At 72.8% G+C, this 20,788-nt stretch carries 16 protein-coding genes and 1 pseudogene; 16 read left to right on the top strand and 1 reads right to left on the bottom strand.

The genetic code is table 11. From position 1 onward, the window contains the following. Window positions 1-27 precede the first annotated feature (27 nt). The 6 genes and pseudogenes from ACQXVK_RS08835 (at window position 28) to ACQXVK_RS08810 (ending at window position 8,078) form a co-directional block, all read left to right on the top strand. A complete protein-coding gene (locus tag ACQXVK_RS08835) occupies window positions 28-999 on the top strand; it encodes an AAA family ATPase (protein WP_430853306.1) in 972 nt (323 codons plus the stop codon). A 140-nt stretch (window positions 1,000-1,139) separates the two neighbouring features. Further along, window positions 1,140-2,411: a DUF58 domain-containing protein gene (locus tag ACQXVK_RS08830; protein WP_261974835.1), complete on the top strand. Its 1,272-nt coding sequence runs from the start codon at window positions 1,140-1,142 to the stop codon at window positions 2,409-2,411. Beyond that, window positions 2,408-4,906 (top strand): transglutaminaseTgpA domain-containing protein, encoded by a 2,499-nt coding sequence (locus ACQXVK_RS08825; RefSeq protein WP_430853305.1) that lies wholly within the window; start codon window positions 2,408-2,410, stop codon window positions 4,904-4,906. Before ACQXVK_RS08830 ends, ACQXVK_RS08825 begins: the two co-directional genes overlap by 4 nt. Next, window positions 4,903-4,971 (top strand): annotated as a pseudogene (locus tag ACQXVK_RS08820) (zinc-ribbon domain-containing protein); the annotation flags it as partial. The gene ACQXVK_RS08825 and the pseudogene ACQXVK_RS08820, both read left to right, overlap by 4 nt. A 30-nt stretch (window positions 4,972-5,001) precedes the next feature. Further along, window positions 5,002-6,954, top strand: a complete 1,953-nt coding sequence (locus tag ACQXVK_RS08815; protein ID WP_430853445.1) for an FHA domain-containing protein — start codon at window positions 5,002-5,004, stop codon at window positions 6,952-6,954. A 101-nt stretch (window positions 6,955-7,055) separates the two neighbouring features. Continuing rightward, window positions 7,056-8,078 carry a hypothetical protein gene (locus tag ACQXVK_RS08810; RefSeq protein ID WP_430853304.1) on the top strand — a complete coding sequence of 341 codons (1,023 nt, stop codon included), beginning with the start codon at window positions 7,056-7,058 and terminating at the stop codon, window positions 8,076-8,078. 11 nt (window positions 8,079-8,089) lie between these two features. On the opposite strand, the gene ACQXVK_RS08805 is transcribed toward ACQXVK_RS08810, so the two are convergent. Continuing rightward, window positions 8,090-9,082, bottom strand: a complete 993-nt coding sequence (locus tag ACQXVK_RS08805) for an asparaginase (protein WP_430853303.1) — start codon at window positions 9,080-9,082, stop codon at window positions 8,090-8,092. Between the two features lie 33 nt (window positions 9,083-9,115). Here ACQXVK_RS08805 and ACQXVK_RS08800 point away from each other — a divergent pair, with 33 nt between their 5' ends. The 10 genes from ACQXVK_RS08800 to ACQXVK_RS08755 all read left to right on the top strand — a co-directional run bounded on the left by ACQXVK_RS08800 (window position 9,116) and on the right by ACQXVK_RS08755 (window position 20,753). Next, window positions 9,116-9,592, top strand: coding sequence for an OsmC family protein (locus tag ACQXVK_RS08800; RefSeq protein ID WP_430853302.1), 477 nt, complete (start codon window positions 9,116-9,118; stop codon window positions 9,590-9,592). A 6-nt stretch (window positions 9,593-9,598) separates the two neighbouring features. Then, window positions 9,599-10,570, top strand: coding sequence for an FKBP-type peptidyl-prolyl cis-trans isomerase (locus ACQXVK_RS08795; RefSeq protein ID WP_022905472.1), 972 nt, complete (start codon window positions 9,599-9,601; stop codon window positions 10,568-10,570). 2 nt (window positions 10,571-10,572) lie between these two features. Then, the gene (gene dxr, locus ACQXVK_RS08790) at window positions 10,573-11,703 is read left to right on the top strand and encodes a 1-deoxy-D-xylulose-5-phosphate reductoisomerase (protein WP_430853301.1); all 1,131 of its coding nucleotides are present in this window, start codon (window positions 10,573-10,575) and stop codon (window positions 11,701-11,703) included. A 128-nt stretch (window positions 11,704-11,831) separates the two neighbouring features. After that, window positions 11,832-13,166: a M50 family metallopeptidase gene (locus ACQXVK_RS08785; protein ID WP_402263274.1), complete on the top strand. Its 1,335-nt coding sequence runs from the start codon at window positions 11,832-11,834 to the stop codon at window positions 13,164-13,166. 35 nt (window positions 13,167-13,201) lie between these two features. Next, window positions 13,202-14,647, top strand: coding sequence for a purine-cytosine permease family protein (locus ACQXVK_RS08780; RefSeq protein WP_430853300.1), 1,446 nt, complete (start codon window positions 13,202-13,204; stop codon window positions 14,645-14,647). Beyond that, a complete protein-coding gene (locus ACQXVK_RS08775) occupies window positions 14,644-15,204 on the top strand; it encodes a cysteine hydrolase family protein (protein WP_022905476.1) in 561 nt (186 codons plus the stop codon). The genes ACQXVK_RS08780 and ACQXVK_RS08775 overlap by 4 nt, the downstream gene beginning before the upstream one ends. A gap of 74 nt (window positions 15,205-15,278) precedes the next feature. After that, window positions 15,279-16,409, top strand: a complete 1,131-nt coding sequence (gene ispG, locus ACQXVK_RS08770; protein ID WP_031261050.1) for a flavodoxin-dependent (E)-4-hydroxy-3-methylbut-2-enyl-diphosphate synthase — start codon at window positions 15,279-15,281, stop codon at window positions 16,407-16,409. 994 nt (window positions 16,410-17,403) lie between these two features. Beyond that, on the top strand, window positions 17,404-19,155 hold the full coding sequence (locus tag ACQXVK_RS08765; RefSeq protein WP_430853299.1) for a proline--tRNA ligase: 1,752 nt from the start codon (window positions 17,404-17,406) through the stop codon (window positions 19,153-19,155). Window positions 19,156-19,373: 218 nt separating this feature from the next. After that, a complete protein-coding gene (nusA, locus tag ACQXVK_RS08760; RefSeq protein WP_430853298.1) occupies window positions 19,374-20,369 on the top strand; it encodes a transcription termination factor NusA in 996 nt (331 codons plus the stop codon). A gap of 66 nt (window positions 20,370-20,435) precedes the next feature. Then, window positions 20,436-20,753: a YlxR family protein gene (locus tag ACQXVK_RS08755; RefSeq protein ID WP_083857828.1), complete on the top strand. Its 318-nt coding sequence runs from the start codon at window positions 20,436-20,438 to the stop codon at window positions 20,751-20,753. The last annotated feature ends 35 nt before the right edge of the window (window positions 20,754-20,788 follow it).

The raw sequence follows: 20,788 nt of genomic DNA, 5'->3' as shown, positions 1-20,788 counted from the left end.
ATCCCCGAGAACGAGGAACGACACCGCATGAGCATGACCCCGGAGCAGGCCACCTGGTTCGCCGACGTCGCAGGCCGCATCGTGACCAACGTCGAGCAGGTGCTCCTCGGGAAGACGTTCGTGATCCGTCTCGCGGTCACGGCGATGCTCAGCGAGGGGCACCTGCTGCTCGAGGACGTCCCCGGCACGGGCAAGACGAGCCTGGCGCGCGCGATGGCCCAGAGCGTGCAGGGGTCGACGAACCGCATCCAGTTCACGCCGGACCTGCTGCCGGGCGACATCACGGGCATCAGCGTCTACGACCAGAAGACCCAGGAGTTCGACTTCCACCGGGGTCCGGTGTTCTCGAACATCGTGCTGGCCGACGAGATCAACCGTGCGAGCCCGAAGACCCAGTCGGCGCTGCTCGAGGCGATGGAGGAGTCCGCAGTCACGGTCGACGGCGTCAACCACCGACTCGCTGCGCCGTTCATGGTGATCGCGACGCAGAACCCCGTGGAGCAGGCCGGCACGTACCGGCTGCCGGAGGCCCAGCTGGACCGCTTCCTGATGAAGGCGTCGATCGGCTACCCGGACCACGCGGCGACGGTGAAGATCCTCGAGACGTCGTCGGCGCCGTCCAGCTCGGTTCCGCTGGCGAGCGTGGTGCCGGCTGCGACCATCACCGAGATGGCGACGCTCGCGCGGTCGGTCCACGTCGACCCGACGATCGCGGACTACGTAGCCCGGCTCGTGGACGCGACGCGCTCGGCGAGCGAGGTCCGGCTCGGCGTCAGCGTCCGCGGCGCCATGGGGCTCATGCGCGCTTCCCGTGTCTTCGCCGCGCTGTCCGGCCGCCACTACGTGACACCGGACGACGTGAAGGCCCTCGCGGTGCCGATCCTGGCGCACCGCCTGGTGCTCGACGCCGAGGCCGAGTTCGACGGCGTCAGCGCGACGAGCGTCATCGCACAGCTGTTGGTCGAGACCCCGCCGCCGGCGGACCGGGCCGCGTCGTGACCGACCGCCGGCCCGTCTCGACGCGTTCGCGCCGTCCCTCCTCGACGCGGTCGCGTCGCGGGTCGACGGCGTACGAGCGCACCGGGACGGTCGCCGGCCTCACCAACGTCCGCACACGCCTGGTCGGCGACCGTGACGGCGTGGCAGCGGATGCGGTCGTCGGTCTCGCACGGGCCTGGTCGACGGCCTGGAGGCTCGTCAAGCGCGGGTGGGCAGAGGTCTCGTCCGTGGTCACCGGCCTGGGATGGACGGTCGCCGCGCTCACGCTGGTCGCCTTCGTCGTCGGGTACCGCTTCGGCCTGCGCGAGGTCGTGGTCGTCGGCTTCGCCGGGGCACTCCTCGTGGTGGTCGCCGCGGTCGCGCTGATCGGTCGGTCGCGACTCGTGATCCGGATGCGTCTGCCGCAGCACCGGGTGGCGGTGGGGGATGCAGCTGGCGTGGTGGTCACGGCGGAGAACCCCGTGCGGTTGCCGTCGGTACCGACGACGGTCGAGGTGCCGGTGGGCTCCGGTCTCGTGGACGTGGCGATCCCGTCGATCGGCCCTCGCGGCACGTTCGAGCGCGAGGTCCCCGTCCCGACCGTCCGGCGCGGCGTGCTGGACGTCGGTCCGGTGACGGGTGTCCGAGCGGACCCCGTCGGGCTGGTCCGGCGCGAGATCGTGTGGACGGCGCGGGAGCAGGTCATCGTGCACCCCCGGACGATCGCGATCCCGTCGACGAGCACCGGCCTCGTGCGGGACCTCGAGGGCCAGGCCACGACCGACCTGTCCCCGTCGGACATCGCCTTCCACGCCATCCGCGAGTACATGCCCGGGGACGACCCCCGCACGATCCACTGGAAGTCGACCGCGAAGTCCGGGGCGCTCATGGTGCGTCAGTTCGAGGACACGCGGCGCTCGCACCTCGTGGTCGCGCTCGGCCTGTCGCGCGCCGAGTTCGCCGACGACGAGGAGTTCGAGCTCGCGGTGAGCGCGGCGGCGTCGCTCGGGGCCCGGGCGATCCGCGACGGCCGCGAGGTCACGGTCGTGGTGTCGGAGCGGACGCCGGAGTTCGCCAAGCGCCCGGTGTACGCCGTGCACCCGCTGCCGACGGTGACCCCGACCCGCCTGCTCGACGAGTTCGCGTCCGTCGGGCTCGCCGACGCCTGCCTGCCGATCGCCGAGGTCGCACGCATCGTCGGGACGGACACCGCCGGGATCTCGGTCGCCTTCCTCGTGGTGGGCTCGACGGTCGAACTGCCCGCGCTGCGCCTCGCCGCGACGCGGTTCCCGATCGGGGTCGAGGTCGTCGCGGTGATCTGCGAGCCCGAGGCGCAGCCGCGGTTCCTCCGCGTCGCCGGCCTCACGGTGATGACGATCGGCTACCTGGACGACCTCCGCTACGCCCTGCACCGATCGGCGTCGGCGGCATGAGCGTCGCAGCGGGCCCGGAGACCCGGGCACGGAAGACGGTCCGACGGGACGCGCGCCGGGACGCCCGTCGCTTCGCACCCTCGCGGCTCGTGGGCGGGACGCTCGCGGTGTGGTTGGTCCTCGCCGTCGCGAGCGTGGCGTGGTGGCCGGTCTACCGGGACGACGCGATGGTCGTCGCCGCCGTCACCGCGGTCGTGTCCGGCACCCTCGTCGCGCTCGTCGGCACGGTGTTCCGCCTGCCGACCGCGGTCGTGGCGGTCGCGACCGTCGCGGTGTTCGCCCTCACGGGCGTGCCGGCCGCGGTGCCTGGTGGCGCGAACGGCGTCCTGCCCACGGGCCAGGGCCTGGTCGACCTCTTCGCCGGCGTGGCGCTCGGCTGGAAGCAGCTCGTCACCATCAGCCTGCCGGTCGGCTCCTACGAGTCGCTGCTCGTGCCGTACTTCGTGACGATGCTCGTCGCCACCGTGACCGGCGTGAGCGTGGCGACCCGCGCCTCCCGGCAGGAACTCGCCAGCATCCCGGCGCTGGTCGTCTTCGCGGCCGGTGTGGTGGTCGGACCCGCTCGCTTGGACACGTCGATCGCGACGGCCGTCGCGCTCACCGGGATCGCCCTGGTGTGGGCGTTGACGGTGCGGCACGCCCGGCGCGCGGTGGCCGTCGCGACGACCATCGGAACCCGTGTGCCGGTGGCGCGGTCGGTGCTGCGTCCGGCCCTCGTCGGGACGGGGACGATCGTCGCGGCGGCCGTCGTCGCCACGGGGCTCGGCCTCGTCGCGCCGCCTTCGGTCGGGCGGACCGTGGCCCGGACCGACGTCGTGAAGCCCTTCGATCCGCGCGATTACATCAGCCCGCTCAGCGGTTTCCGCGCCTACGAGGAGGACACAGCGTCGGACACGCCGCAGCTGACGGTGACGGGTCTGCCCGAGAACGGGTTCGTCCGGATCGCCACGCTCGACACGTACGACGGCGTCGTCTACCGCGTGGGCGGGTCCGCCGGCGCCGCGGCGTCCGGCACCTTCGAGCGAGTCCCGACCTCGGTGGACGTCCGCGGTGTCGACGGCACGACGGTGCGCGTCGGAGTCCGGGTCGACGGGTACCGCGGGGTCTGGCTGCCGACGGTGGGCGACCTCGAGCGCGTCGAGTTCTCGGGCTCCGACGCCGAGCAGGAGCGCGGCGCGTTCTTCTACAACGGCTCGACCAGCACCGGCGCGGTGGTCGGGGGTGTCGGCGAGAGGACCCGCTACGACCTCACCGCGGTCCTGCCCGAGCAGCCGACCGACGAGGAGCTCGCATCGGCCCGTCCGGGCAGCGCCTCGGTACCGACGCCGCGATCGGTTCCCGATGCCGTCCGGTCCACCGTCGAGGCGACCACGGCCGACGCGGGCACCGACGGGGCGAAGCTCGTCGCCGCGGTGGAGGCGCTGAAGCGCAACGGGTACGTGAGCCACGGCGTGGGGGACGACCGGGCGAGCCGCTCGGGGCACGGAGCCGACCGGATCCAGGAGCTCCTGACCTCGCCGCTGATGATCGGTGACCAGGAGCAGTACGCGGTCGCGGCTGCGCTGATGGCCGACCAGCTCGGCTTCCCGGCGCGCGTCGTGATGGGGTTCACCGCGGGCGGCGACGCCGGCGGCGGGACCGGAGCGGACGCGACCTCCGGCCGGACGACGACGTTCCGCGGGTCCGACGTGACCGCACGGATCGAGGTCGACACGGCGCAGTGGGGCTGGGTCATGATCGACCCGAACCCCGCGGTCCGCGAGATCCCGAACGAGCAGCAGCAGACGCCGCAGCCGGTGACGCGACCCGAGACGGTCGTCCCGCCGCCCCCGGCCGAGCAGCAGGACCAGTCGCAGCAGGCGCCGCCGCAGAGCGACCGCAACACGCCACCCGTGCAGCCGCTCTGGCTGCAGATCCTGCTCGCGGTGTTGCCGTGGCTGCTCGCCGTGCTGGGCCTCGCCGCGCTCGTGCTGCTGCCGTTCGGCGTCATCGTGCTGCTCAAGCGCATCCGTCGCCGTCGTCGTCGTCGAGCCCCGACGCCCCGGGGGCGCATCGTCGGCGCGTGGGACGAGTACCGGGATGCCCTGGTCGACCGCGGACACGACGTCGCGCGGTCGGCGACCCGCCGGGAAGCGGTCGTCGGAGCGCCGGGTGAGGGCGGCACGGGTCTCGCGGCACTGGCCGACCGGTCGGTGTTCGGTCCGAGCGACGCCGACCGGACGGCGGCCGACCGGATGTGGTCGGCGACGGACGATGCGATCGCGAGCCTGCGTGCCGGGCGGACCCGCAGGGAGCGCTTCCGCGCGGCGGTGTCCCTCCGGTCGCTCCGTGTCGTCGACGTCGCGCGGTCGCGGGGCGCGTCGGTCGCCTCCGCGGTGGTGGCCCGAGGGCGACGGTCCACAGGCGGACAGGGAGCCGGTGGGGGGCGCGGCTACGATGGCGTGCAGGCCGGCGAGCGTCGTGGACGGCCGAGTGAGGACAGGCGGAACACGTGATCAGATGCGAACACTGCGGATCGACGCTCCCGGACGGAGCCATCTTCTGCGGTGAGTGCGGACGTGCCGTGACCGCAGCGGCGAGTCGGCGCCCGGTGGCGACGACCCCGATCGAGCAGGCCCCGCCGCCGCCGCTGCAGCAGCCTGACCTGCACGGGCGACGTCAGGACCCGGCGGCCGAGGCGTGGCTCCCCGAGTCGACCCTCGACCCGGCGACGCGTGCGTGGCTGACCGGTGCCGAGCGCGGGAGCGCCCAGCAGCCGCCGGCCGTGCCGGTCCAACGCCCCGACGACCTCACCCCGCGGACGGCTCCGAGCCACGTGCACGGTGCCGGGACCGGTCTGCCCGACTGGTCCGGACAGTCGACCCCGGTCGGCCACACCGCTACGGCGAACCCGGGGGACCCGGAACGCTCCGGTGCGTCCGACGCCCCCGGTGCTGTCGGGGGGATCGTCCCTGAGCAGCCCGCCGGGACCAGGGCGCCGCGCGCACCGGAGATGCCGGCGACTCCGCAGCCGCCCGAGCCGCCGCTCGACCCCAACGCGTACCCGTCGGTCCCGGCCGAGGGGGAGGACCCCGAGGTCACCCGTCTCGCCGAACGCTCCGCACCGGCGCCCGAGGCCGCGGCCCCGCGCTGGTCGCCGCCGACGGAACAGCCCGCTGCGCCCGCGCCGTCCGGCCCCTCGTGGTGGGTCGGCCGGTCGGGTGCGACCAACGACTCGACAGCGGCCACCGGGGGGTCCACCGGCGTCACCGCGGATCCGACGTCCGGTGCCGATCGAGCGACCGACGACCGTGCCGTTCCCGGTGCCGTCGTCTCGCCGCCGCAGCCCGGGGACACCGCGGTGGTCGAGCCGCTGGCCGATCGGCGTCCGCCCCGCCCCGCGCCCCTCGTGACCCCGGGGTCGCAGGCGACGACGTGCCACGTGTGCGGGAACCTCCTCGAGCCGGACGACATCTTCTGCGCCGAATGCGGCGCCGTGCGACCGGCGGTGACCGCGGCGTTCACCGGTCCGATCGTGCCGCTCCCGATGGCCCGACCGGACTGGGCCGCCGACGATTCGCAGCCCGCGACCGGCGACGACGCCGGCCCGGACGCAGACGGCCCGGACAACGACACGCCGGACGGCGCCACGCCGAACGCCGACACCCCGGTCGGCGACGCCCCGAGCGCTGGCGCGCTGGACGGTGCTGCCCCGGACGACGACGGCCCGCGCGTCGACGCCCCGGACGCCGCCGCCGCGGACAGCCTCGGCTCGACTGACCGTGGCGCGGACGGCCTCGGCTCGGCCGACCGCGGCGCGCACGGCCGCGCCCCGGAGACCGACGCGACGGACGTCCAGGAACCCGTCGGGGGCACCGGTGTGCTGCCGATGTGGGTGAACGGCGGGGACGCCGTCACCACGGACGACGCCGCACCCTCCGACGTCGATGCGGCCGAGCGCCCGCGTGGTCTCCACGCCGCCCCCGGTGCCGAGACCCCGGTCCGAGGCGCGTCGTTCCTCCCGCCCGTTCCCGGATCCGCGACCGTCCCGTCGTCGGCACCGTCGGCGGCGGACACGGGCGCGATCGGTGTCCCGTCCGCAGCACCCCTGCCGCCCCTGCCCGGGGTCGACGCACCCGCGCTGCCGGACACCGTCGCGACTGACGCCCCGACGAGCGCCGACGGCGACCTCGAGGACGACGTCGACGAGACCCGCATCGTGTCCGCGACGCCGACGCACGCGCCCTTCGTGCTGCACTTCAGCACGGGCGAGCGCTTCGGCGTGCACGGTACCGGCCTGGTCGGTCGTCTCCCGCGCCCGCAGCCGGGGGAGCGGTTCGACGACCTCCTGACCGTGCACGACCCCGGCAAGTCGGTCTCGAAGACCCACCTCGAGCTCGGCCGCGACGGCGACGACCTGTGGGTGTCCGACCGGTTCTCCGGCAACGGCACGGTCGTCCGGCACATCGACGGGTCGATCCGACGCTGTGAGCCGGGTCGGCGGTACCGGGTCGAGCGTGGCGCCCGTGTGGACATCGGGGAGCAGTTCTTCCTCGTGCAGTGACGTCGGGAGCGTCCTCGTCCACAGGGACGTGGCGCTCACTGCTGTCCACAGTCGAGCCACGCCGACGTGGTCGGGTCGTCGCCGTGTGGTGACCTGGGGTCATGACCCCGCTCGTCGCCCGCACCGCACTGGTCGGGGTGGCGATCGTGCTGGTCGCGGCCGGGGTCCTCGCTCCGGTGGCGGGGACGACGCGGGCGGTGCTGCTCGGCGCTGCCGGGTGCTGTGCGGTGCTCGACGTCCTCGTGGTCCGGACGGACCGGGTGCGTCGCGATGACCGGGGGAACGCCGGGTCACCCGTCGCCGTGGTCCACCCACCGGAGCGCACCGCGGTCGGACGGACGGTGTTCGACCGGAACCCGGGGCACGCCCCCTACCGGGCCCAGGGGCACGCCCCCGATCCGGACGCCCAGGTCCAGGGGCACGCCCCTGACCCGGACGACCGGGCGCCGGGTCTCACCAGGGACCCGGATCGCGCGCCGTCGGCTCCGTCCGGAGGCGACGCGCCGCCGACCGACCGACCGCCGATCCTGCTCGGGACGACACCGGGCGGTCGCGACGTCACGTTCGACGACCGCGCCCAGGCACACATCGTCGTCGTCGGCACCGGGGTCCTCGCGCTGGCCGTCTTCCGCGCCGTCGCGGCCCAGGTCCACGCCGCCGCCGGGCCCACGGCCGAGGCCCGGTCGGCGAGCAGTCCGGACCTCCGGTCTGTGGTGGCACCGGGCGACGTCCCGTGCCCTGCGCTGCCGACCGACACGGCGGTCGTGGTCGTCGATCACGGAGCCGGGTCGGACGGACCACCGCCGGGCCGGCCAGCACGGACGACCGTCGTGCTCGTCCCCGGGCTGAGCGTCCTGCCGCGCCGGTGGGACGTCGCTGTCGAGGTCACCCGACACGGCTGCACGGTCCGCGACCACGGTGAACGTCGAGGGATCTCGGTCTCGCCGACGCTGCCGCGGCTCGGGGACGAGGGGCCGCGGCCCGGAGCGCCGGCACCGCAGCCCGGAACGCAGGCACCGCGGCCCGGAGCATCGGCGCCACGGCCCGGAGCATCGGCACCGCGGCCCGGAACGCAGGCACCGCAGCCAGCAGCGCCGTGGCCGCGACTCGGGGCGCCGCAGTGACCCCGGCGACCTCAGCGCAGGCCGGAGCCGACCCGGAGCGACCCCACCGGGACGCCGCCGCCGAGCACCTGCTCGCCCGTCGCAGCCATGACGTCCGCGACACCGGCCGCGTTCACGATGCCGTTCCGCTCGAGCAGGGTGAGTGCCGCGAGCGTCCCGGACCGCTGTGCGCCGTCGAGGGTCTTGACCGCGACCGCTGCACCACCGGGGAGCCCCATCACCATCACACCCTCGGCCCCGAGCTTCGCGAGCACCCGGAGCCGCTCGATCGTGACCGTGTTGGCGCGCCCGATGCCGTCGATCGCCCACGGGTGGTCGAGCACCGCGTCGGTGAGCGCCGCGGTGTCGGACTCGGACCGTGCGACGACCCCGGCGAAGCCCCGGGCGAGTCCGACGAGCGTCAGGGGGAACACCGGAGCGCCGCACCCGTCCGTCCCCACGACGTCGACGGTCTCGTGGGTGAACTCCTCGACGGTGTCGCGGACCCGTTGCTGGAGCGGGTGCGTCATCTCGAGGTACGTCGCCTCGTCCCAACCGTTGACCCGGCAGGCCGCGAGCATGCCGGCGTGCTTGCCGGAGCAGTTCATCGCCAGGCGCCGCGGCTCGGTCATGGTGCGGGCGGTCGCGCGGTCGAACGGCATGTCGGGCGGGCAGCCGAGGTCGGCCTCGACGTGGTCGTACGACTCGAGCATGTGGCGTGCGAGGGCCTGGTGCGCGGGCGTGCCGGCGTGGCTGGCGGTCGTGAGCACGAGCTCCTCGTCGGAGAACACGGCTCCGGCCCGGCGGACGGCCAGTGCCTGGAACGGCTTCATCGTCGAGCGCGGGTAGACGCTGGCGTGCACGTCACCGACCGCGTCGAGCACGGTGCCGTCCGCGGCGACGACCACGCCGGCCCCGACGTGGCGGCTCTCGTCGAACCCGTTGCGGTCGAGGACCGCCAGTTCGACCGACCCCTCGGCGGTGAGAGGATGGCGGTCAGTGTGGACGTCGGGGAGCACCGTCATGCCGCAATCGTACTGATCACCGAGGAGCACACCGTGTCCGACCACTCCTACGAGGTCTCCGTCCAGTGGACCGGCGACCGGGGCACCGGGACGAGCGGCTACCGCGACTACGGCCGCGACCACGACGTCCGGGCGGCGGGGAAGCACGACGTGCAGGGGTCCGCCGATCCGACGTTCCGCGGTGACCGCGACCGCTGGAACCCCGAGGAGCTCGTCCTCGCCGCGCTCGCGCAGTGCCACATGCTGAGCTACCTGCACGTCGCCGTGACCGAGGGCTTCACGGTCGTCGCCTACGAGGACCGTGCGACGGCGAGCCTGAACCTCAACCGCGACGGGTCCGGCGAACTCACCGAGGCGACGCTGCACCCGGTCGTCACGATCCTCGAGGCGGACCGCGTCGCCGACGCCGAGGCTGCGCACGCGACGGCCAACGCCCTCTGCTTCATCGCTCGCTCGGTGGCCTTTCCTGTGCACCACGTCCCGAGCACCGAGATCCGTGGGGCAGACTAGGGCCTCGTGAAGCGTCTGCGTCTCCTCCCGATCGCCCTCGTCCCCGCCGTCGTGCTGGGGCTCGCCGCGTGCTCCGGCTCCGGGTCGAGCGGTTCGACCGCCACCCCGAGCGCGTCCTCGAGCGCGAAGGCCGCCGCCATCACGTCGTGCCCCGACCCGGGCTCGGCGTCGAAGGCGATCACCGTGACCGGTGCCTTCGGTGGCACCACGGCTCCGACGGTGAAGTTCACGGGCGGACTGACGGCGAAGACCCCGCAGGCCAGCACGGTCGTGCGTGGCAAGGGCGCGGCGCTCGACGACGGTGACTACGCGCAGGTCTCGTACAGCGTGTACCAGGCGTCCGACGCGAAGAAGCTCGGCACGGTCGGGTTCGACCAGGGCAACCCGCAGGTCCTGTCGGTGGGCGGCTCCGGGTTCGGCGCCCTCCTCGCGTGCTCCAAGGTCGGCGACCGCGTCGCAGCGGTCGGCCAGTCGTCGGCGCTCGGCTTCAACACCGGCGGCGAGATCGTCGTCGTCGCCGACATCGTCGCGCAGACCCCGACGAAGGCGAACGGCACCGCCCAGAAGCAGGACCCGGCGCTGCCGACCGTGACGGACAAGTCCGACGGTGAGCCGGAGATCACGATCCCGTCGGGCGTGAAGGCACCGTCCAAGACCACGGTCGAGGTCGTCAAGCAGGGCAGCGGCGCCACGATCGCCGACGGTGACACCGCGCTCGTGCAGTACAAGGGCGTCGTCTACGACACCGGCAAGGAGTTCGACTCCTCGTGGTCGAAGGGCGCGCCGACGACCTTCACCATCTCCGAGGGGTCGCTCATCAAGGGCTTCGTCACGGGGCTCGTCGGCCAGAAGGTCGGCTCGCAGGTCCTCATCGTCGTCACGCCGGAGGACGGCTACGGCGCGAACCCGCAGGAGGGTTCGGGCATCCCGAAGAACGCGACGCTCGTCTTCGTCGTCGACATCCTCGCCAAGGGCTGAGCGTGGGCGAGACGGTGGTGCCGACGCCGCACGCCTCGGACGGAGCCGGCCCGGCGAAGCGCCGCATCGTCGTCCTCGGCAGCACCGGTTCCATCGGCACCCAGGCGCTCGACGTCGTCGCGCGCAACCCGGACCGCTTCGAGGTCGTCGGCCTCACGGCGGGGAGCAACCGCACCCTGGTCGCCGAGCAGGCGGAGCGCTTCGGCGTCCGCGACACGGCCTTCGGGGCCGAGGACGCCGAACGCCTGGTCCGCAGCGTCCAGGCGGACGTCGTCCTCAACGGCATCACCGGCTCGGTCGGGCTCGGCCCCACCCTGGCCGCGCTCGAGTCCGGCGCGACGCTCGCCCTGGCGAACAAGGAGAGCCTCATCGTCGGCGGCCCGCTCGTGCAGGCCGCCGCGGCCCCCGGGCAGATCGTGCCGGTCGACAGCGAGCACTCCGCCATCGCCCAGGCGCTCCGGTCCGGCACCGCCGACGAGGTCCGTCGACTCGTCCTCACCGCGAGCGGCGGTCCGTTCCGCGGTCGGTCGCGCGCCGAGCTCACGGACGTCACCCCGGCCGAGGCGCTGGCCCACCCGACGTGGGACATGGGCCTCGTCGTCACGACCAACTCCGCGACGCTCGTGAACAAGGGGCTCGAGGTCATCGAGGCCCACCTGCTCTTCGGCGTCCCCTACGAGCGCATCGACGTGACGGTGCACGCGCAGTCGATCGTGCACTCGATGGTCGAGTTCGTCGACGGGTCGACGATCGCGCAGGCGTCGCCGCCCGACATGCGCCTGCCGATCGCCCTCGGGCTCGCGTGGCCGGACCGTGTCCCCGGAGTCGGCCTGCCGCTCGACTGGACGACCGCGAGCACCTGGACGTTCGAGCCCCTCGACACCGAGGCGTTCGGTGCGGTGGCGCTCGCGAAGCGCGTCGGGCAGCTCGGCGGGACCTTCCCCGCCGTGTTCAACGCGGCGAACGAGCAGGCCGTCGCCGCCTTCCACGCGGGTGCGATCGCGTTCCTCGACATCGTCGACACGGTCGAGCGCGTGGTCGACGAGCACACGGCGGGGGAGTCGTCCCTCGAGGGCGTGCTGGCAGCGGAGCGCTGGGCGCGCACCGCGGCCGACCGCATGCTGTCCCGCTGACGCGGGTCGCGCCTCCAGTCACGTCCCTGCGGCTGCGGGAGCAGACGGACGGAACGGTCCAGGAGGCGCGGTGCACCTCTCAGGGTGCGCTCGGCTCGGTCATGGCAACCGTCCCGTACCCTTTCCCGGTGACCGTCGAAACCGTCCTGCTCTTCGTCCTCGGCGTGGTCGTCTTCATCATCGGCCTGCTGGTCTCGATCGGACTCCACGAGCTGGGCCACCTGGCCTTCGCGAAGCTGTTCAACGTCAAGGTGACGCAGTACTCGCTGGGCTTCGGCAAGGCGATCTGGTCGTTCCGGCGCGGCGAGACCGAGTACGGCATCCGACCCATCCTGCTCGGCGGCTACATCTCGATGGTCGGCATGCTGAAGCCCCGCGCTTCCGGCCGGCCGAGCGCGATCACGAACACGGGCATGTACGGCGCCTTCGTGCAGGACGCCCGGCAGGCGAGCGCGGAGCAGATCGCGGACTCCGGCGGCGACGACTCCCGTGCGTTCTACCGACTGACCCCGTGGAAGCGGATCATCGTGATGGTCGCCGGCCCCGCGATGAACCTCGTGATCGGCATCGTGCTGTTCGGGGTGCTGCTGTGCGGCTTCGGCGCCCCGACGACCACGTTCACGTCGAGCGTCGACTGCGTGCTGCCGACGAGCCAGGCGACGACGTGCACCTCGGGTGACGCCGTCTCGCCGGCGAAGCAGGCCGGCATCCGCTCCGGCGACGTCGTGCTCTCGGTCGACGGGAAGCAGGATCCGACGATCACGGAGGTCTCGAAGGTCTTCCAGGAGTCCGCCGGCGAGGACGTCACCGTCGTGGTGTCCCGCGACGGCGCCGAGAAGACGCTGCACATCACGCCGACGACCGCCACGCGGGACGTCTACACCGCGGACGGCACGGTCGCGAAGAACGCCGACGGCAGCACGAAGACGCAGCAGGTCGGCGTCGTCGGTGTGAGCATCGGCCAGTCGCTCGTCCGGCAGTCACCCGCGGCCGTGCTGCCGGCCACCGGGGCGCAGATCTCGGCGTCGGCGCACCTCATCATCGACCTGCCGCAGCGTCTCGTCGCGGTGTGGAACGCGGCGTTCGGCTCGCAGGCCCGGTCGCAGGACAGCCCTGTGTCGGTCGTCGGCGTCGGCCGCGCGATCGGCGAGGTCTCGTCGATGTCGGGTGTCCCGGTGGTCGACAAGGCGTACACGATCCTCGGCCTGCTGGCGTCGCTCAACATCGGCCTGTTCGTGCTGAACATGGTGCCGCTGCTGCCGCTCGACGGCGGCCACATCGCCGGCGCCCTGTGGGAGGCCGTGAAGCGCCGTTCGTTCAAGCTCGTCGGCAAGGCGGACCCGGGGCCGATCGACCTGGCGAAGACGATGCCGCTGACGATGGTCGTCGTGGTGCTGCTCGCCGGCATGAGCGCACTGCTCATCTACGCCGACATCGTCCGGCCCGTGAACCTGTTCGGGTAGCGACGGGGTCTCGACCGCGCACTACGCTTTCGCACATGAGCACAGCTCCGGAAGTCCGCACGGTCGAGCGGCAGGGCACCGACGTCATCGCCGAGTCCGACCGGAAGGGACGTCCGAGCGACCTCTTCTGGCCGTGGTTCGCCGCGAACATCTCGGTGCTCGGCCTGTCCTACGGCTCGTTCGTCCTCGGGTTCGGCATCTCGTTCTGGCAGGCCACGATCGTCTCGGTGATCGGGGTCGCGTTCTCGTTCCTGCTGTGCGGCATCGTGGCGATCGCCGGCAAGCGGGGCTCGGCGCCGACGATGGTGCTCGGTCGTGCCGCGTTCGGCGTGCGCGGGAACCGCCTGCCCGCGTTCCTCAGCTGGATCCTCACCGTCGGGTGGGAGACCGCGCTCGCGTCGGCGGCGGTCCTCGCGACCTCGACGGTGTTCCGGGAACTCGGGTGGGACGGCGGCGTCCTGACGAAGCTCGTCGCGCTCGTGGTCGTCGCGGCGCTCGTCGTCGGTGCGGGCATCGCCGGGTTCGACGTGATCATGCGCCTGCAGACGTGGATCACGGTCATCACCGCGGTGCTCACCGTCGTCTACGTCGTGCTGGCACTGCCGTCGATCGACCTCGGCGCCATCGCCGCGCTGCCGGCCGGGAGTGCCCAGAACGTCGTCGGCGCGCTCGTGCTCGTGATGACCGGGTTCGGCCTCGGCTGGGTGAACGCCGCGGCGGACTACTCGCGGTACCTGCCGCGGTCGGCCTCGACGCGCGGGGTCGTCTGGTGGACCACGTTCGGCGGGGCCCTCGCACCGATCGTGCTCGTCGTCCTCGGTGTCCTGCTCGCCGGTTCCTCGAAGGACCTCAACACGGCGATCGCCGCCGACCCGATCGGGGCGCTGACGACGGTGCTGCCGGTGTGGTTCCTCATCCCGTTCGCGCTCGTCGCGGTCCTCGGGCTCGTCGGCGGCGCGGTCCTCGACATCTACAGCTCCGGGCTCGCCCTGCTGAGCGCCGGCATCCGGATCCCGCGGCCCGTCGCGGCCGGGGTGGACGGCGTGTTCATGGTCGCCGGTGCCGTCTACGTGGTGTTCTTCGCCGACTCGTTCATCCAGCCGTTCCAAGCGTTCCTCGTGACCCTCGGTGTGCCGATCGCCGCGTGGTGCGGGGTCTTCGTCGCCGACGTCGTCATCCGCCGGGCGCCCTACGCCGAGCGGGAGCTCGAGGACCGCCGCGGCCGCTACGGCGACGTGCGCTGGCTCGCCGTCGGGCTCGTGGTCGTCGGGAGCGCCCTCGGCTGGGGACTCGTGACGAACACCTTCGGGGTGCCGTCCTGGCTCAACTGGCAGGGCTACCTGCTCGAGCCGTTCGGCCTCGGCGGCCGCACGGGTGCGTGGGCGTACGCGAACCTCGGGGTGCTCGTCGCGCTCGTCGTCGGGTTCGTCGGGACGCTGGCGTTCGCCCGGGGTTCCGTCCGACGGCAGGAGCAGGCGTGAGCGCGGTGGACGACGCCGTCGCGGGGTTGCCGGACGACGCGTGGCTCGTCGTCGTGGACATGCAGGAGGTCTTCACCGGCGACAGCCCCTGGGCGACCCTCCGGTTCGACCACGCCGCCGCCGGGATCGAACGGCTCCTGCCGCGGTTCACCGGCCGCACGGTGTTCACGCGCTTCGTCGCTCCTGAGCACCCGCAGGGTGCGTGGGTGCCGTACTACCGCGAGTGGCCGTTCGCGCTCGTGCCGGACACCGACCCGCTCTGGGACCTGACCGAGCCGTTCGCGACGGCCGCCGCGGACCGACGCGACCCCGTCGTCACCGAGACGTCCTTCGGCAAGTGGGGGACGCGCCTCCAGGCCGTGACCGGCGACCGTCCGCACCTCGTCCTGGTCGGCGTGTCCACCGACTGCTGCGTCCTCTCCACCGCGCTGGCGGCGGCCGACGCGGGCGCCACCGTGACGGTCGTCGCCGAGGCGTGCGCCGGAGCCAGCGACGAGGACCACGAGCGGGCACTCGCGGCGATGCGCCTGTACGCGCCGCTCATCACGGTCGTCTGAGCATCCTGCGCGCGCGGGGCGGGCCGTCACCGGGAGCGCGTAGAGTGCACCTCGTGCCTGCAGTGAACCTCGGTCTGCCGAAAGTCCCCGAAACCCTGAGCCCACGCCGCAAGTCCCGGCAGATCCGGGTCGGCAAGGTCCTCGTGGGCGGCGACGCGCCGGTCTCCGTCCAGTCGATGACCACGACGCCGACGACGAACATCAACGCGACGCTGCAGCAGATCGCCGAGCTCACGGCCTCGGGCTGTGACATCGTGCGGGTCGCCGTGCCGAGCCAGGACGACGCCGACGCGCTGCCGATCATCGCGAAGAAGTCGCAGATCCCGGTGATCGCCGACATCCACTTCCAGCCGAAGTACGTCTTCCAGGCCATCGACGCCGGGTGCGCCGCGGTCCGAGTGAACCCGGGCAACATCCGGAAGTTCGACGACCAGGTCGGTGCCATCGCCAAAGCCGCGAAGGACGCCGGCGTCTCCCTCCGCATCGGCGTCAACGCCGGGTCGCTCGAGCCGAGCCTGCTGCAGAAGTACGGCAAGGCCACGCCCGAGGCGCTCGTCGAGTCCGCCGTGTGGGAAGCCTCGCTGTTCGAGGAGCACGACTTCCACGACTTCAAGATCTCGGTCAAGCACAACGACCCGATCGTCATGGTGAAGGCCTACCGCCAGCTCGCCGCCGCGGGGGACTGGCCGCTGCACCTCGGCGTGACCGAGGCCGGCCCCGAGTTCCAGGGCACCATCAAGAGCGCCACGGCGTTCGGCATCCTGCTGGCCGAGGGCATCGGCGACACCATCCGTGTGTCCCTCTCCGCCCCGCCCGCGCAAGAGGTCAAGGTCGGCCTGCAGATCCTGCAGTCCCTCAACCTGCGCGAGCGCAAGCTCGAGATCGTCTCCTGCCCGAGCTGCGGCCGTGCCCAGGTCGACGTCTACCAGCTGGCGAACGACGTGACGAAGGGGCTCGAGGGCATGACCGTCCCGCTGCGCGTCGCCGTCATGGGCTGTGTCGTGAACGGCCCGGGCGAGGCTCGTGAGGCCGACCTCGGCGTCGCGTCCGGCAACGGCAAGGGGCAGATCTTCGTCAAGGGCGAGGTCATCAAGACCGTCCCCGAGGCCGAGATCGTCCAGACGCTCATCACCGAGGCGAACCGGCTCGCGGACGAGATGGGGCCGGCCGCCGGGACCGGCAAGCCGCTCGTCGTCACGTCGTAGTCGCGGGCGCGTTGCTCCGCTGATCGGAGGCCCGGTGCCAGGTGGCGCCGGGCCTCCGGTCCGTCGTGGTGTGGGTCGGGTGGGGTGAGCCCGGTCGGGCGGGGTGAGCCCGGTTGGGCGGGGTGTGCCGGCCTGGGGCGGGGTGTGCCGGGTGCGGGTTGGGGCGTGCGCACCGTGCTGGGTTCCCCGTCCCGTGCGGGGTTGCTCGCTGGGTGCGGGTCTGTAGGCGCGCACGGAGCGGCTGGCGCCGCACCGGCTGGCGAACCTCGCACGGTGCGCGGTCGCGTCGGCCTGGAGGCGCGGTGCGGCCGCCGCGCGCAGCCGCGGCCCGCACCGTGCTGCGTTCGCCGCCGCGCGGCCGCGGCCCGCACCGTGCCGCGTTCGCTGTCCCGTGCGAGCTTGCCTGCTGGGTGCGGGTCTGTAGGCGGGCACGGAGCGGCTGGCGCCGCACCGGCTGGCGAACCTCGCACGGTGCGTGGTCGCGTCGGCCTGGAGGCGCGGTGCGGCTACCGCGCGCAGCCCCGGCCCGCACCGTGCTGCGTTCGCCGCCGCGCAGCCCCGGCCCGCACCGTGCTCGGTTCGCCATCCCGTGCGAGCTTGCCTGCTGGGTGCGGGTCTGTAGGCGCGCACGGAGCGGCTGGCGCCGCACCGGCTGGCGAACCTCGCACGGTGCGCGGTCGCGTCGGCCTGAAGGCGCGGTGCGGCTACCGCCCCCAGCCCCGGCCCGCACCGTGCTGCGTTCGCCGGCGCGCAGCCCCGGCCCGCACCGTGCTGCGTTCGCGGCCGCGCAGCCCCGGCCCGCACCGTGCTGCGTTCGCCGTCCCGTGCGAGCTTGCTTGCTGGGTGCGGGTCTGTAGGCGCGCACGGAGCGGCTGGCGCCGCACCGGTTGGCGAACCTCGCACGGTGCGCGTTCGCGTCGGACTGGCAGCCCGGCGCGGAAGCCGCCCGCGACCCCGAGCGCCGCCCGCCCCGCACCGCCGCTAGGCTTGCCCCGTGGTCACACGGCTTTCGCATCTGTTCCTCCGTACGCTCCGCGACGACCCCTCCGACGCCGAGGTGACGAGCGCCAAGCTCCTCGTCCGCGCCGGCTACGTCCGTCGCCAGTCCCCGGGGATCTTCGCGTGGCTGCCGCTCGGGCTGAAGGTCCGCGCCCGCATCGAGGCGATCATCCGCGAGGAGATGGTGGCCGCCGGCGCGCAGGAGGTCCTGCTCCCCGCGCTGCTGCCCCGCGAACCGTACGAGGCGACGAACCGCTGGACCGAGTACGGCGACGGCATGTTCCGCCTGCAGGACCGCAAGGGCGCCGACTACCTGCTCGCGCCCACGCACGAGGAGATGTTCGCGCTCCTGGTGAAGGACCTGTACGGCTCGTACAAGGACCTGCCGGTCACGCTGTTCCAGATCCAGGACAAGTACCGCGACGAGGCACGCCCCCGCGCCGGCCTCCTGCGCGGCCGCGAGTTCACCATGAAGGACGCGTACTCGTTCGACCTCACCGACGAGGGCCTCGAGCGCAGCTACCAGGTCATGCGTGACGCCTACGAGAAGATCTTCGCGCGCCTCGGCCTCGAGTACGTCATCGTCAAGGCGGACGCCGGCGCGATGGGCGGCTCGAAGTCCGAGGAGTTCCTGCACCCGATCGGCGTTGGCGAGGACACCTTCGTCCGCAGCGCCGGCGGCTACGCGGCCAACGTCGAGGCCTACGTCACACCCGTCCCGGACGCGCTGCCGATCGAGGGCCAGCCGGAAGCGGTGCTCCTGCCCGAGTCGGACACCCCCACGATCGACACGCTCGTGGCACACGCGAACGCGGTCGCCCCGCGCGACGGCGCCCCCTGGACGGCCGCCGACACGCTGAAGAACGTCGTCCTCGCGCTGACGCACCTCGACGGCACCCGCGAGGTCGTGGTCGTCGGCCTGCCCGGCGACCGCGACGTCGACCTGAAGCGCGCCGAGGTGGCGTTCGCCCCGGCCGAGGTCGAGCCCGCGGGGGACGACGACTTCCGCAAGCACCGGGGCCTGGTGAAGGGCTACATCGGCCCGCAGGTCCTCGGCGCCGACAGCGCGACCGGCATCCGCTACTTCGTCGACCCCCGCGTGGTCGACGGCACCGCGTGGGTCACGGGCGCCAACGAGCGCGGCGTGCACGTGTCCGGTCTCGTCGCCGGTCGTGACTTCGTCGCCGACGGCGTGGCCGAGGTCTCCGACGTCCGCGCCGGCGACCCCGCACCGGACGGCTCCGGCCCGCTCGAGACCGCTCGTGGCATGGAGATCGGCCACGTCTTCCAGCTGGGGCGGAAGTACGCCGAGGCGCTGGGCCTCAAGGTGCAGGACGAGAACGGCAAGCTCGCCACGGTCACGATGGGCTCGTACGGCATCGGCGTGACGCGCATCCTCGCGATCCTGGCCGAGGCGCACAACGACGAGAAGGGCCTCGCCTGGCCGAAGAACGTCGCACCGTTCGACGTGCACGTCGTCGCGACCGGCAAGGACGAGGTCGCCTACGACCTGGCGACGTCGATCGTCGACGACCTTGAGGGCGAGCGCTTCGAGGTCCTCTACGACGACCGCCCGAAGGTCTCGCCGGGCGTGAAGCTCCGCGACGCCGAGCTCCTCGGCATGCCGATCGTCGTCGTCGCGGGTCGCGGCGCCGCCGACGGCGTCGTCGAGCTGTGGAACCGCGCGAGCGGCGAACGCCGCGACGTGCCCGTGGCCGAGCTGCTCGAGGCGATCCGCGCGATCTAGACGCGACCGACCAGCGGACGGGAGGCGCGGTGCCAGCTGGCACCGCGCCTCCCGTCTCGGCCGTCACCCGGCTGGCGCGGTGCGCGGGCACCGGCGGGCGGGGCCCACCTCTCGTCCGTCCTCCGGCCGGGTCCGCCACCCGCAGTGCGGTAGTCTGGTCGCCGACTTCCGCGCCGTTCCATCCGCGGAAGCGACTCATCTGAATACGGAGGCCCTCGGTGAAGATCGATCTCGCAGTCCTGCGACTCATGGAGCGTGAGCGGGAGATCCCGTTCGACGAACTCGTCCAGATCATCGAACAGGCCATCCTGACCGCGTACCAGAAGCACCGCGCGGAGAACGAGGAACCCGTCGACGCGCAGACCCGCGTCGAGCTCGACCGCAAGTCGGGCGAGGTGTCCGTCTTCGTGCCCGAGCGCGACGACGAGGGCGCCGTCATCGGCGAAGCCGTCGACCAGCCGAACGACTTCGGCCGCATCGCCGCCTTCGCCGCGAAGCAGGTCATCAACCAGCGCCTGCGCGACATCGGCGACGACAAGATCCTCGGCGAGTTCCGCGGCAAGGAGGGCGACATCGTCGCGGGCGTGGTCCAGCAGGGCCCGAACCCGAAGATGGTGCACGTCGACCTCGGCACGGTCGAGGCGATCCTCCCACCCGAGGAGCAGGTGCCCGGCGAGGAGTACAAGCACGGTTCGCGCATCCGCGTGTACGTGACGAGCGTCGGTCGTGGTGCCAAGGGCCCGCAGATCACCGTGTCGCGCACGCACCCGGGCCTGGTCCGCAAGCTCTTCGCGCTCGAGGTGCCGGAGATCGCGTCCGGTGTCGTGGAGATCACCTCCCTCGCCCGCGAGGCCGGACACCGCACGAAGATCGCGGTCAAGGCCAACGAGCCCGGCGTGAACGCCAAGGGTGCGTGCATCGGCGAGCTCGGTGCCCGCGTCCGCGCCGTGACGACCGAGCTCGGCGCCGAGAAGATCGACATCGTCGACTACTCGTCCGACCTGGCCTCGTTCGTGGCGAGCGCGCTGTCGCCGGCCAAGGTGACGAGCGCCTTCGTGCTCGACGCCTCGACGAAGGCCGTCCGCGCCCTCGTGCCGGACTACCAGCTGTCGCTCGCGATCGGCAAGGAAGGGCAGAACGCCCGCCTCGCCGCGAAGCTCACCGGTGCCCGGATCGACATCCAGCCGGACTCGATCCTGGACGGCGAGGACTGACGGTTTCGCTCGTGGCACGTCCGATCCGGGCGCGCCGGATCGCGGTCGTCGGAGGGGAGGAGTAAGGTGGTTCCCGTCAGAACATGCATCGGCAGTCGCCGTCGTGCTCCCCGGTCCTCCCTCCTCCGTGTCGTCGCCCTGAGCGACGGTCGTGTCGTGGCGGACCCGAAGGCAGTCATGCCGGGGCGGGGAGCGTGGCTCACACCGACCGTCGAAGCACATGATCAGGCCGTCAAGCGCCGGGCTTTCCGCCGGGCGCTCCGGCTCGATCATGAACCGGACACGTCCGCGGTCCGTGACTACCTCGAAGCGCTCCGGCGCCCCGAACCTCAGGCACGCGACCAGGACATGACAGAACAGGCTGAACGGCTTATGGACAACTGATGAGCGGCTCGAAATGAGACCCGTCATCCATTGAG

It is taken from the genome of Curtobacterium sp. AB451 (genome assembly GCF_050585845.1).
GTDB lineage: Bacteria > Actinomycetota > Actinomycetes > Actinomycetales > Microbacteriaceae > Curtobacterium.
This window is presented reverse-complemented; position numbering and strand designations above follow the sequence as displayed.